A 12713-nucleotide genomic window follows, 5' to 3' on the forward strand; every position below is an offset into this window, starting at 1 on the left:
CCGGACGGCGGGCGGCGGGCGGTGCGAGGTCAGGCCGGGGCGGGTTCGCGCTCCTTCTCCCCGGCGGGCGAGTCCTCGGCGGGGCCGTGGACGTCCACCTTCGGCAGGATGCGGTCCAGCGGGCCGGGAAGCCACCAGTTCGCACCGCCCAGCAGGGCCATGACCGCCGGGACCAGGACGAGCCGGACGACCGTCGCGTCCACGGCGACCGCGACCGCCAGCCCGACGCCCATCTGCTTGATCACCAGGCCGGGGTCCAGGGCGAAGCCGAGGAACACCGCCACCATGATCAGCGCCGCGCTGGTGATGACGCGGCCGGTAGCGGCCAGCCCCGTCGTGACCGAGCCGCGCGCGTCCCCGGTGCGCAGCCACTCCTCCCGGACCCGCGAGAGCAGGAACACCTCGTAGTCCATCGAGACGCCGAACAGCACCGCGAACAGCAGCAGGACGATGAAGCTCGACACCGGGACCGCGTGCGGCAGCCCCAGCAGCCCCGCGCCCCACCCCCACTGGAACACCGCGACCAGCACCCCGTAGGCGGCGGCGATCGACAGCAGGTTCATCGCCGCCGCCTTGATCGGCGCGATCACCGACCGGAAGACCACCAGCAGCATCAGGAACGACGTCGCGACCACGACCCCGATCACCGGCCACAGCCGATCCTCCAGGACCCGGCTGAGATCGACGTAGACGGCGGTCAGCCCGGTGATCTCACTGCCCGGCGGCAGGACGTCGGCGCGCAGCCGGTCGACCATCGGGCGGACGCCCTCGTCCTGCGGCCCGAACTCCGGCGTCGCGACGATCACGGCGGCGGTGCGGTCCGGGGAGGTCAGCGGCGGCGCGACCGCCGCGATGTCGCGGTCGGCGGCGAGCCGCCGGGTGAGGCCGGGCAGCTCGGACGCGGGCGTCCGCTCCAGGTCGACGGTGACGAGCAGCGGGCCGTTGGCGCCCGGCCCGTAGCCGGTGGCGATGAGGTCGTAGGCGCGGCGGACCGTGTTGGAGTCGGGCTCGCTGCTGGCGTCGCTCGGCCACGTCCGCATCCCCAGCGCGGGCGCGGCGAGCGTCAGCAGCAGCACCAGCCCGGCCAGCGCCCAGGCCAGCGGCCGGCGCGCGACGCGGTCGGCCCAGCGGCGCACGACCGGCGCGTCCGTGCTGATCACCGCGCCCTCCACGCGGTCGCGGCGGCGCAGCACGCGGGTGCCCGCCAGCCCCAGTACGGCGGGCAAGAGCGTGAGGGCGCCCGCGACCGTGGCGAGGACGACGATGCCCGTCGCGAAGCCCATCGTCATGAACACGGGCACCCGCGACAGCACCAGCCCGCACAGGGCGAGCAGCACGGTGAACCCCGCGAACAGCACCGACAGGCCCGCCGAGCCCATCGCGCGGCCGACCGACTCGGGCACGGACAGGCCCTTGGCCAGTCCCTCGCGGTGCCGGGTCAGGATGAACAGCGCGTAGTCGATGCCGACGCCGAGCCCCACCATGATCGCCAGCGTGGGCGCGGTGGTCGCGACGTCGGTGACGGCGGCCAGCAGCAGCACGCCGCTGACGCCCGCGCCGAGCCCCGCCAGCGCGACGATCAGCGGCAGCCCCGCCGCCACGACCGACCCGAACGCCAGCAGCAGGATGACCAGCGCCGCGACGATGCCGACGGCCTCGGCCGCCCCGCCCGGCGCGGTGACGTTCTCGGGGACCTGGCCGCCGAACTCGACCTGGTGGCCGCTCGCGCGCAGCGGCGCCGTCGCGGTCTCCAGCCGGTCGAGGGTCTCGGCGGGCTTCAGGTCGGTGACGGGCACGTCGTAGCGGACGGTCAGCAGCCCGATCGCGGGCGTCCGGCCCGGCGGCGCGGGCTCCACGCCGGAGACGTGCGGCAGCGCGGCCAGCGCGGTGCGCGCCTGCGCCAGCGCCGCCGGGTCCACGGACCCGTCCTTCGCGCGGACGACGACGCGGGCGTCGGCCCCGGCCAGGTCCGGGAACCGCTCGGTGAGCAGGTCGGTCGCCTCCTGCGACCCGGAGCCGTCCAGCGTGTAGTTGTCGTGCAGGGCGCCGCCGGTCACGGCGACGGCGCCGCCCAGCGCCCCCACCAGCAGCAGCCAGGCGACGACGAACCGCCAGGGCCGCAGCGCGGCGGCCCTCCCCAGGCGGTAGAGCAGACGCGACATCGGGGTTCTCTCCTCGGACGTGAAGCTCGGCAGGTTGACGTGACCGAGCCTCGCGCGCGCCCCTTGCCGCCCACTTGGCGGCGACTTGCGGCGCCGCTCACGGCGGCGTCTAAGCTGGCCGGGTGAGCGAACCCACCGCCGAGGACACCAAGATCATCACGCTGGCCCGCTCGACGCGCGCCCGCACCGGCGCCGCCGAGGGCGCCGCCGTCCGCGACGAGACGGGCCGCACGTACGCCGCCGCGACGGTCGCGCTCCCCTCGCTGGCGCTCACCGCCCTCCAGGTCGCGGTCGCCATGGCCGTCTCCTCCGGCGCCGAGAGCCTGGAGGCCGCCGCCGTGGTCACCGCGTCCGGCACCGCGCGGCCCGGCGACCTCGCCGCCGTCCGCGACCTCGGCGCGAAGGCCCCGGTGTTCGTCGCCGACCTCAAGGGCGACCTCGCCGCCACCCTCTGACGTCTGCCGTTCAGGGGCTCGTGGACGGCGACGGACGGGCGTCGGTCGCGCGGGACGTCGGCGAGGCGGTCGCCGCCGCCTTCACGGCCGCCGCGTGCTCGCGCGCGGCCGGACGCGCCTTGCGGACGGCCTGGGCGACGGCGCGCTGGAGCTTGCGGTGCCCGCCCCACGAGAACTCGCCGGGCGCCGTGATCACGAGCAGGTCGTGGTCGAGGCGGGCCAGGACGATGTCGACGCCGCTGTACCCCTTGCGGGCGTCGCCGCGCTGGTAGCGGACGGCGACGGCGTCCCGGGCGCCCTTCGGGTGCGGCAGCCGGTAGCGGTTCAGCGCGACCTTCTTGCGGCCCGCGTCCATCGCGATGCTCGGGCATCGGGCCAGCGCCGCGCGGGACTCGGTCAGCCGCTGCCGCGCCTCGCCCGGCGGCAGCCGGAAGATGTGCTCGTGCAGGCTCAGCACCGGCGACTCGGAGTAGAACGACGCCGCCGCGACCGCGCCCGAGCCCGCGCCGCGCAGCTCGTCCGGCCGGGTGGCGTTCGCGACGCGCAGCAGCGCCGCGCAGTCGGGGTCGGGCGGGCGCAGGGCCGTCACCGCGCGGCCCACCTCGGCGGGCCAGAACCCCTCCGGGACGTCGCGCTCGGTGAGCACCGACGCCGCCAGCACCTGTTCCGGCCGGGGAACCGCCACGCGGGTCGCCACCCGCTCCTGGCCGCATCCCGCCGTCAGCCCCGTCAATCCCGCCAAACCGGCCAGCACGGACATGATCGCGCCCCACCGCAAGCCCGTACTCGTCCCGCGCGCCATGGAATCCCCCCGAATCCCTCGCCGCGCGTGATCTTTCCCTGCGTGTCGGCTTGCTAACCCCGGGTGACGTCCACTACGGGCACCGGGCGGCCGGTCAGGCCGGGGACCGCCGGTCGCGCCAGGCGGTCAGCAGCTCGGCCTGGAGCCCGAACATCTCCTTGTGCTCCTCGGGCTCGGCGTGGTCGTAGCCGAGCAGGTGCAGCACCCCGTGCACCGTCAGCAGCTCCAGCTCGGCCTCGGTGGAGTGCCGCGCCTCGGCCGCCTGCCGGCCGGCGACCGCCGGGCACAGCACGATGTCGCCCAGCAGCGCCGGATCGGCGTCGTCGTCATCGCCGGGCATGTGGCCGGGGCGCAGCTCGTCCATCGGGAACGACAGCACGTCGGTCGGGCCGGGCTCGTCCATCCACTTGACGTGCAGGTCGGTCATGACCTCCTCGTCCACCAGCATGATCGACAGTTCGGCCAGCGGGTGGACGCGCAGCTCGTCCAGCGCGAACCGGGCCAGGTCACCGATGGCCTTCTCGTCGGCGGGCAGGCCGGACTCGTTCAGCACCTCGATCGACATCAGCGTCCGCCCCGCTTGCGGGCCGGACGGGGCGGCGGGTCCGCGACGACCTTCGCCTCGTCGAAGCGGTTGTAGGCGTCCACGATGTCGGTGACGAGCTTGTGCCGCACCACGTCGTGGCTGGTGAGACGGCAGAAGTCGATGTCACCGACGCCCGCCAGGATGTCCTGCACGACGCTCAGCCCGCTCTGCTGCCCGGACGGCAGGTCGACCTGGGTGACGTCGCCGGTGACGACGACCTTGGAGCCGAACCCGAGCCGGGTGAGGAACATCTTCATCTGCTCGGGCGAGGTGTTCTGCGCCTCGTCCAGGATGATGAACGAGTCGTTCAGCGTGCGGCCGCGCATGTACGCCAGCGGCGCCACCTCGATCGTGCCCGCCGACATCAGCCGCGGGATCGAGTCGGGGTCGACCATGTCGTGCAGCGCGTCGTACAGCGGGCGCAGGTACGGGTCGATCTTCTCGTAGAGCGTTCCGGGCAGGAAGCCCAGCCGCTCGCCCGCCTCCACCGCCGGACGCGTCAGAATGATCCGGTTGACCTTCTTGTCGGTCAGCGCCCGGACGGCCTTGGCCATCGCCAGGTACGTCTTGCCGGTGCCCGCCGGGCCGATGCCGAACACGATCGTGTGCTCGTCGATCGCGTCGACGTAGCGCTTCTGGTTCAGCGTCTTCGGCCGGATCGTGCGGCCCCGGCTGGACAGGATGTCGTGCGTGAGCACCTCGGCCGGGCGGGGCCCGGCGTCGCGCAGCATGCCGAGGCTGCGTTCGACGGCGTCGGGCGTCAGTTCGGTGCCGCTGCCGAGCAGCTCGATGAGTTCGGCGAACAGCTTCTGCGCCAGCTCCGCCTCCTCGGGCGGGCCGGTCACGGTGATCTCGTTGCCGCGTACGTGGATGTCGCTGCGGAACGCCTTCTCGATCACGTGCAGCAGCTCGTCGCGCGAGCCGAGCAGGCTCACCATCGAGTGGTCGTCCGGCACCACGATCTTGAGCGGGGTGCGCTCCCCGGCGCGCCGGGCGCGCCCCTGAGTTGAGTTGACCATCAGCCGGGCCTCGCGGCCTCTCCGACCTGCTTTCTGTGCTGGTGTTACCGCGTCGAACACCTCCATGGTACTGCGCGGTGTCCGGGACGCGCCGCCCGTTTTCCCCGGGCGGACGGCCGTCCGCCCGTCAGCCGGGAGGCCAGTTCAGCCCGCGCCCGCCGAGCAGGTGGGCGTGCACGTGGAACACCGTCTGACCGGCGCCCGCGCCGGTGTTGAAGACGAGGCGGTAACCGGAGTCGGCGATGCCCTCGTCGGCGGCGACCCGGGCGGCCAGCCCGACGACCTCCGCCAGCGCCTCCGGCGACGACGCCGCCAGCGCGGCCGCGTCCGGCCGGTGCTCGCGCGGGATCACCAGCACGTGCGTGGGCGCCTGCGGGTTGATGTCGCGGAAGGCCAGCGCGCGCTCGGACTCGCGCACGATCTTCGCGGGCACCTCGCCCTCGACGATCTTGCAGAACAGGCAGTCGGTCATGCGCTCGTCTCCCTCGACGGACCTGCGGGTGGACCTGCCCGGATCCTAGTGGCGGCGCGGGCGGCTCCGGCGAGGGGCGGCGAATCGGCGCGGCAACCTCTAAGGTTGGCGGATCAGGCGTTCCCCCACGGCCCCACGCCTCCCCCGCGGGCCGGCCGGGATCGCCTCACCCATGACCGAGCCGGGCGCCCCTCCGCGCGGACGGCGGGGGACGGTGGCGAAGGCGGCGGAACGAGTGACCGAGGCACGACAGAGAATGCCCTTCCGTAAACCGGACGACGAGGGCGCGCGTCCCACAGACGTGACCGAGACCCTCGTGGCCAGGGGTACGGCGGGCGCGGTCGCCGTCGCCTGGGACGCCGACCAAGCGGTGACGGCGCTGTACAGCGCCAACTACCGCTCCCTCGTACGCCTCGCCGCCATGCTGGTGCGCGACTCCGGCACGGCCGAAGAGGTCGTGCAGGACGCGTTCGTCGCCATGCACGGCGGCTGGCGGCGCCTGCGCGACCCCGACAAGGCCCTGTCCTACCTGCGTCAGTCCGTGGTGAACCGGTCGCGCTCGGTGCTGCGACACCGGGCGGTGGTCGAGAAGTACGCCCCCAAGGGCCTGCCCGACGCGCCCAGCGCCGAGGTGGGCGCCATCGGCGAACTGGAGCGCTCGGCGGTCGTCGAGGCGCTCCACCGGCTGCCGAACCGGCAGCGCGAGGCCCTCGCGCTGCGGTACTACGGTGATCTCTCCGAGGCGGAGATCGCCGCCTCCATGGGCATCTCCCGGGGTGCGGTCAAGAGCCACACCGCCCGGGGGATGGCCGCGATGCGCAACATTCTGGAGCAATTCTCATGACCACCGGTCCCAGCGACGAGCAGCTCGGCGAGGTGCTCCGCCGCGCTCTGCACGCGGAGGCGGACACGGTCATCCCGGCCGACGACGGCCTGGAGCGCATCCGCACCCGCATCGCCGCCCGCCCCGCGCGGCGTTTCGGGGTGGAATGGTTCACCGCCGGCTGGGCGCGGCCCGCGCTCGCGGTCGCCGCGGCCGTGGCGATCGCCGGGTTCGGCGTCTCCGCGCCGGAGACGCTCCGGTTCATCCAGGCGGGCGGCAGCGGCGCCCCCGCGCAGTCCCCCGACGCCAGGGGCGGCGACCACACCGGCGGCGCCCCGGGCGGTGGAGCCGCCGAACCGGCGCCCGCGCCGTCCGGCAGCGGTGACGGCGATCCGCGCGATCCCTCCGAGCCGCCGCCCACGACGTCGTCCACCGGCGCCCCGGCGTGCGGTCCGGCGGGGGCTTCGGCACCCGCGACGCCGCCTGCGGCGAGTCCGTCCGCGACCGGGCCGGACACGCCGGTCTCGGTCACGCGGTGCCCGTCGCCGTCGTCCCCGCCCACCAAGCCGACCCCGTCGCCGGGGCCGTCCACTCCGGCGCCGCAGCCGACCGAGCCCACCACCCCCACCGACCAGCCGACGCCTCCGGCCGAGCAGCCGACCGAGCCGGGCTCGGCCACGTCCGACTCGGGCGTCTCGGCGCCCTAGGCGCTACCAGCGTCCGGTCAGGGACGACATGACGGCCAGGGCGGCGACGCCCGCCGTCGAGGTGCGCAGGACGGTCGGGCCGAGCAGCACGCCGCCCGCCCCGGCCGCCGCGAACGTCGCCAGTTCGGTGTCGCTGACGCCGCCCTCGGGGCCGACGACGAGCACGATGTCGCCGGTCGCCGGGGGCGCGGCGGCACTGAGCCGGTCGGTCGCCCCCTCGTGCAGTACATAGGCGGCGCCAGCGTCGCGCAGCCGCGCCGCGACGGCGGCCGTGCTGGCGAGGTCGGTGACGTGCGGCAGCCAGACGCGGCGCGCCTGCTTGGCGGCCTCCCGGGCGGCGTTGCGCCAGCGGCCCAGCGCCTTCTCGCGCCGCTCGGCCTTCCAGCGCGTCACGCAGCGCTCCGCCGCCCACGGCACGATCTCGTCGACCCCGGCCTCGGTCATCGTCTCGACGGCCAGCTCCCCGCGCTCCCCCTTGGGCAGCGCCTGCACGACGACCAGGCGCGGCGCGGGCGCGGGCACCTCCCGCCGCGCGAGCACGTCCACGCTCAGCGCGTCGCGCTCCACGCCGGAGACGACGCCCTCGACGACGAGCCCGGCGCCGTCGGTCAGGTCGATCCGCTCCCCGGCCCGGAGCCGCCGGACCGTGGCCGCGTGCCGCCCCTCCGGCCCGTCGAGCACCACGCGCTCACCGGCCAGGGCGGCGGTCTCGACGAGGAAGACCGGTGCGCTCATGGTGCTGGCAACCCTTCATCGCGCGCGGCCTACCGGGAGGGCGCTCCGCCCGGCGGGGCGGCGCGGCCCTCCCGGTAGGCCGTGACGGTGTCTCTTCAGTGCTGGTTGAACGCGTCCCGCAGGCGGGAGAAGACGCCGCGCTGGCCGGGGGCGAAGCGGCCGGGCGGGCGCTCCTCGCCGCGCAGGACGGCGAGGCGGCGCAGCAGTTCCTCCTGCTCCTCGTCGAGCCGGGAGGGGGTCTCGACGCGGACGTGGATGTTCAGGTCGCCGCGGCCGCTCTCGTTGAGGTGCCGGACGCCGCGCCCGTACAGGGTGGTGACCTGGCCCGACTGCGTGCCGGGCTTGATGTCCACCTCTTCGGGGCCGTCGAGGGTCTCGATCGTGACGCTGGTGCCGAGGGCCGCCGCCGTCATCGGGATCTCGACCGTGCAGTGCAGGTCGTCGCCCTCGCGCTCGAAGATCGGGTGGGGCTTCTCGACGATCTCCAGGAAGAGGTCTCCGGCGGGGCCGCCGCCGGAGCCGACCTCGCCCTCGCCCGCGAGCTGGATGTGGATGCCGTTCTCGACGCCCGCCGGGATCTTGACCTTGACGGTGCGGCGGGTGCGGACCCGGCCGTCGCCCGAGCACTCCGGGCACGGGTGCCGGATGACCGACCCGAAACCACCGCACTGCGGGCACGGACGGGCCGTCATGACCTGGCCGAGGAACGAGCGCTGCACCTGCTGCACCTCGCCCCGGCCCTGGCACGTGTCGCAGGTGTCGGGGTGGGTGCCGGGCGCGGTGCCCTCACCCTGGCAGTGCGTGCAGGCGACGGCGGTGTCGATCGTCAGCTCGCGGGTGGTGCCGAACGCCGTCTCGGTGAGGTCGAGTTCGACCCGCAGCGTGGCGTTGCGTCCCCGGCGGGCCCGGCTGCGCGGGCCGCGCGCGGACGCCGAGCCGAAGAACGCGTCCATGATGTCGCTGAACGGGAACCCGGCGCCGCCGCCGAACCCGGCACCGCCGGCTCCGGCGCGCGCGAACGGGTCGGCGCCCATGTCGTACATCTCCCGCTTCTGCGGGTCGGAGAGGACTTCGTACGCCTGGGTGACCTCTTTGAACTTCTCCTGCGTGGCCGGATCGGGGTTGACGTCCGGGTGCAGTTCGCGCGCGAGCCGGCGGTACGCCTTCTTCACCTCGTCCGCGCTGGCGTCCCGCCGGACGCCGAGGGTCGCGTAGTAGTCGTTGGCCACTTACGACCCCGCCAGGATCTGTCCCACGTACCGTGCCACTGCCCGTACCGCTCCCATCGTGCTGGGGTAATCCATGCGTGTCGGCCCGAGCACGCCCAGCCGGGCCAGGGTGATGTCACCGGCGCCGTAGCCGGTGGCGACGATCGAGGTGGACCGGAGGCCCTCGTCGGGGTTCTCCGTGCCGATCCGCACCGTCACTGTAGAGGAATCGCCGGTCTCTCCGAGCAGCCTCATCAGGACGACCTGCTCCTCCAGCGCCTCCAGGACGTCCCGCAGGCTGCGCGAGAAGTCCACGTGCGCCAGGTTGGCCGCACCGGCGAAGACGACCTTCTCCTCCGTGCGGTCGACCAGGCTCTCCAGCAGCACCGACAGCACCGCCGCCGCGAGCGGCCGGTCGTCCGGGGCGAGCTTGTCCGGCAGGTCGGCCACCGCGTCGGGGGCGTCGCCGAGGCCACAACCGTCCAGACACGTGTTGAGCAACGCCCGCAGGTGCGCGATCGATTCCTCCGGCACCGGCGTCAGCGTCTCGATCAGCCGCTGCTCGACCCGGCCGGTGTTGGTGATCACCACCAGGAGCAGCCGCCGCTCGGCCACCGGGACCAGCTCCACGTGCCGCACCGTCGAACGCGACAGCGACGGGTACTGCACGACCGCGACCTGCCGGGTGAGCTGCGCGAGCAGCCGCACCGTGCGGCCGACGATGTCGTCCAGGTCGTAGGCGCCGCCGAGGAACGTCTCGATGGCGCGGCGCTCGGCGACCGACAGCGGCTTGATCGTGGACAGCCGGTCCACGAACAGGCGATAGCCCTTGTCGGTCGGGATGCGCCCGGCGCTGGTGTGCGGCTGCGTGATGTAGCCCTGCTCCTCCAGCACCGCCATGTCGTTGCGGATCGTCGCCGACGACACGCCGAGGCTGTGGCGGTCCACCAAGGTCTTGGAGCCGACCGGCTCGTTGGTGGAGACATGGTCCTCGACGATGGCGCGCAGGACCGCGAGTTTCCGGTCGTCGAGCACGTGGTCACCTCCCCTGCCCCCGTACTGGCACTCCTTGCTTCGGAGTGCCAAGTGTACGACCCCCGGAGGGTCGTCCGGAGGTGCCCGGCTCGCTCGCGCTCGTTAGAGTGCGGTGGCGTGCGGAGCAACGACTACGGCGAGGACGTCCTCGCGGGCGACTGGCGGCGACCCCGCAAGGGGCAGATCCCGGAGGTCCCGGCCGAACCGGGCCTGGTCGCGGAGGACCCCGGCAGCGGCTTCTGCGGCGCGGTCGTCGGATGCGACAAGTTCGGCGTCACCCTGGAGGACCGGTTCGGCAAGCGGCGCGTGTTCCCGCTCGCGCCCGCCGCCTTCCTCATCGACGGACGGCCCGTCACCCTCACCCGTCCCGTCGCGGCGCCGCGCGGCCCCGCCCGGTCGGCGTCGGGCTCGGTGCACGTCGCGGGCGTGCGGGCGCAGGTCGCCAAGGAGAGCCGGATCTACGTCGAGGGCCTGCACGACGCCGAGCTGGTCGAGAAGATCTGGGGGCACGACCTGCGGGTCGAGGGCGTCGTCGTTGAATACCTGGAGGGCGTGGACGACCTGCCCGCCATCGTGGACGAGTTCGCGCCCGGCGAGGGGCGGCGGCTCGGCGTCCTGGTCGACCATCTCGTCGCCGGGTCCAAGGAGAGCCGCATCGCCGCCCGCGTCACCTCGCCGCACGTGCTCGTCGCCGGGCACCCGTACGTGGACGTGTGGGCGGCCGTCAAACCGTCCGCCGTCGGCATCGCCGCCTGGCCGGACGTGCCCCGCGGCCTGCCCTGGAAGGAGGGCGTGCTCGCCGCGCTCGGCTGGGGGGACGACACCGGCGCCGCCTGGAAGCGCATCCTCGGTTCCGTCACGACCTACGCCGATCTGGAACCGGAACTGCTCGGGCGCGTCGAAGAGTTGATTGACTTCGTCACGGCACCGTGACGGAACCGCCCGTCCAGCCCCCCGCCGCTGAGCGACAGGAGCACGCGTGAGCTACGGAAACCAGCCGTCCGGCCAGCCGCAGGACCCGTACGGGCAGCAGGGCTACGGCCAGCAGCACGGCCAGCCGGGCTACGACCAGGCCGCGTACGGCCAGGCGCCCGGCTACGACGCCTACGGGCAGCCCGGCCAGATGCAGCCCTACGGAACGCCCGGCCAGGTCACCTCCGACGACCGCACGTGGGGGCTGCTCTGCCACCTCGGGCAGTTCCTGCTGGGGTTCGTCGCCCCGCTGCTCGTCTACCTCATCAAGAAGGACGAGTCGCCGTTCCTGCGCCACCACGGCGCCCAGGGCCTCAACTTCGCGATCACGCAGTTCGTCTACGCGATGATCAGCGCCATTCTGATGATCGTGCTGATCGGGTTCGTGCTGCTGCCCGCCGTGCTGATCGCGCAGTTCGTGTTCATCATCATCGCGGCCATCGCGGCGAACAAGGGCGAGTACTACCGCTTCCCGTCGTTCATGGCGTGGCCGATGTTCACCTGACCGCCGGGCTTCAGGTGAGGTCGCGGACGAGCGCGTCGGCGAGCAGCCGGCCGCGCAGCGTCGGCACCGCCCGGCCGGAGGCGGCGGGGGCGGGTTCCAGCAGCCCGTCCCCGACGGCCCGCCGGACGGCGGCGTCGTCCAGCAGGTCCACCGGGCAGCCGTCGGCCAGCCGCAGTTCGAGCATGATCCGCTCGACGCGGCGGTCGGCGTCGTCCAGGACCTCGCGGGCGTGCGCGGGCGTGACGCCCTCGGCCAGCCGCGCCGCGTACGCCGCTGGGTGCTTGACGTTCCACCAGCGGGTGCCGCCGACGTGGCTGTGCGCGCCCGGACCGGCGCCCCACCAGTCGGCGCCCGTCCAGTACAGCAGGTTGTGGCGGCAGGCCGCCTCGGGCGACGCCGCCCAGTTGGAGATCTCGTACCAGCGCAGGCCCGCGCCGCTCAGCATCTCCTCGGCCATGAGGTAGCGGTCGGCCATGGCGTCGTCGTCGGGCGCCGCCAGCTCGCCGCGCCGCACCCGCGCCGCCAGCCGCGTGCCCTCCTCGACGATCAGCGCGTACGCGGACACGTGGTCGGGCTCGGCGGCCAGCGCGGCCTCCAGGGAGGCGCGCCAGTCGTCGTCGGACTCGCCCGGGGTGCCGTAGATGAGGTCGAGGTTGACGTGCGCGAAGCCCGCCTTGCGCGTCCAGTCCACGACGTCGGCGACGCGGCCGGGCGTGTGCGCGCGGTCCAGGACGCGCAGCACGTGCTCGCGGGCGCTCTGCATCCCGAACGAGACGCGGGTGAACCCGGCGGCCCGCAGCCCCTCCAGGTAGGCGAGGTCGACCGACTCGGGGTTGGCCTCCGTGGTGACCTCCGCGCCGGGCGCGAGGCCGAACTCGGCGTCGATCGCGGCCAGGACGGCGCCCAGGTCGCCGGGGGGCAGCAGCGTCGGCGTGCCCCCGCCGACGAACACCGTCCGCACGGGCAGCTCGGCGTCGCCCAGCACCCGCCGCGCCTGCCGGATCTCCCGCACGACCGTTTCCGCGTAGGCTTCGCGGCTCGCGCCCGCGCCCAGCTCCGTCGCGGTGTAGGTGTTGAAGTCGCAGTAGCCGCAGCGCGTCACGCAGAACGGCACGTGGACGTAGAACGCGAACGGCCGGGTGCCGAGCCCGTCCAGCGCGCTGCGGGGCAGCGCGCCGTCGGCGGGCACGGGGTCGCCATCGGGAAGGGTCGCGGGCACTCCCCCAGTGTGC

General features: G+C 74.1%; 14 protein-coding genes. 5 read left to right on the plus strand and 9 right to left on the minus strand.

The window, feature by feature from the left end:
- Positions 1-29: 29 nt before the first annotated feature.
- Positions 30-2162, minus strand: coding sequence for an MMPL family transporter (locus tag C229_RS0110590; RefSeq protein WP_018655045.1), 2133 nt, complete (start codon positions 2160-2162; stop codon positions 30-32).
- 122 nt (positions 2163-2284) lie between these two features.
- Between C229_RS0110590 and C229_RS0110595 the strand changes: the two genes are divergently transcribed.
- Positions 2285-2617, plus strand: a complete 333-nt coding sequence (locus C229_RS0110595; protein ID WP_018655046.1) for a hypothetical protein — start codon at positions 2285-2287, stop codon at positions 2615-2617.
- A 10-nt stretch (positions 2618-2627) separates the two neighbouring features.
- Here C229_RS0110595 and C229_RS0110600 read toward each other — a convergent pair whose 3' ends face one another.
- From C229_RS0110600 to C229_RS0110615, 4 genes are all read right to left on the minus strand, one after another.
- Positions 2628-3377 carry a hypothetical protein gene (locus C229_RS0110600; RefSeq protein WP_169513826.1) on the minus strand — a complete coding sequence of 250 codons (750 nt, stop codon included), beginning with the start codon at positions 3375-3377 and terminating at the stop codon, positions 2628-2630.
- 136 nt (positions 3378-3513) lie between these two features.
- Positions 3514-3984 carry an rRNA maturation RNase YbeY gene (gene ybeY / locus C229_RS0110605; protein WP_018655048.1) on the minus strand — a complete coding sequence of 157 codons (471 nt, stop codon included), beginning with the start codon at positions 3982-3984 and terminating at the stop codon, positions 3514-3516.
- The gene (locus C229_RS0110610; protein WP_018655049.1) at positions 3984-5024 is read right to left on the minus strand and encodes a PhoH family protein; all 1041 of its coding nucleotides are present in this window, start codon (positions 5022-5024) and stop codon (positions 3984-3986) included. The genes ybeY and C229_RS0110610 overlap by 1 nt, the downstream gene beginning before the upstream one ends.
- A 127-nt stretch (positions 5025-5151) precedes the next feature.
- Positions 5152-5496, minus strand: coding sequence for a histidine triad nucleotide-binding protein (locus C229_RS0110615; RefSeq protein WP_018655050.1), 345 nt, complete (start codon positions 5494-5496; stop codon positions 5152-5154).
- Positions 5497-5752: 256 nt separating this feature from the next.
- Between C229_RS0110615 and C229_RS0110620 the strand changes: the two genes are divergently transcribed.
- Positions 5753-6340, plus strand: a complete 588-nt coding sequence (locus tag C229_RS0110620) for a SigE family RNA polymerase sigma factor (RefSeq protein WP_051108933.1) — start codon at positions 5753-5755, stop codon at positions 6338-6340.
- Positions 6337-7026, plus strand: a complete 690-nt coding sequence (locus C229_RS32770; RefSeq protein ID WP_018655052.1) for a hypothetical protein — start codon at positions 6337-6339, stop codon at positions 7024-7026. The genes C229_RS0110620 and C229_RS32770 overlap by 4 nt, the downstream gene beginning before the upstream one ends.
- Positions 7027-7029: 3 nt before the next feature.
- On the opposite strand, the gene C229_RS0110630 is transcribed toward C229_RS32770, so the two are convergent.
- The 3 genes from C229_RS0110630 to hrcA form a co-directional block, all read right to left on the minus strand.
- Positions 7030-7761: a 16S rRNA (uracil(1498)-N(3))-methyltransferase gene (locus C229_RS0110630; RefSeq protein ID WP_018655053.1), complete on the minus strand. Its 732-nt coding sequence runs from the start codon at positions 7759-7761 to the stop codon at positions 7030-7032.
- Between the two features lie 95 nt (positions 7762-7856).
- Positions 7857-8990, minus strand: coding sequence for a molecular chaperone DnaJ (gene dnaJ, locus C229_RS0110635; protein WP_018655054.1), 1134 nt, complete (start codon positions 8988-8990; stop codon positions 7857-7859).
- Positions 8991-10004 (minus strand): heat-inducible transcriptional repressor HrcA, encoded by a 1014-nt coding sequence (gene hrcA, locus C229_RS0110640; protein WP_018655055.1) that lies wholly within the window; start codon positions 10002-10004, stop codon positions 8991-8993. It lies immediately after the preceding gene.
- Between the two features lie 117 nt (positions 10005-10121).
- Between hrcA and C229_RS0110645 the strand changes: the two genes are divergently transcribed.
- Together C229_RS0110645 and C229_RS0110650 are read left to right on the plus strand one after the other, a co-directional pair.
- Positions 10122-10937 carry a DUF3097 domain-containing protein gene (locus C229_RS0110645; protein ID WP_018655056.1) on the plus strand — a complete coding sequence of 272 codons (816 nt, stop codon included), beginning with the start codon at positions 10122-10124 and terminating at the stop codon, positions 10935-10937.
- 46 nt (positions 10938-10983) lie between these two features.
- A complete protein-coding gene (locus C229_RS0110650) occupies positions 10984-11481 on the plus strand; it encodes a DUF4870 domain-containing protein (RefSeq protein ID WP_018655057.1) in 498 nt (165 codons plus the stop codon).
- Between the two features lie 10 nt (positions 11482-11491).
- Here C229_RS0110650 and hemW read toward each other — a convergent pair whose 3' ends face one another.
- Entirely contained in the window at positions 11492-12700 is a 1209-nt protein-coding gene (gene hemW, locus C229_RS0110655) for a radical SAM family heme chaperone HemW (protein WP_026313657.1), read from the minus strand.
- Positions 12701-12713 lie beyond the last annotated feature (13 nt).

This window comes from Actinomadura flavalba DSM 45200, assembly GCF_000374305.1.
Classification (GTDB): domain Bacteria; phylum Actinomycetota; class Actinomycetes; order Streptosporangiales; family Streptosporangiaceae; genus Spirillospora; species Spirillospora flavalba.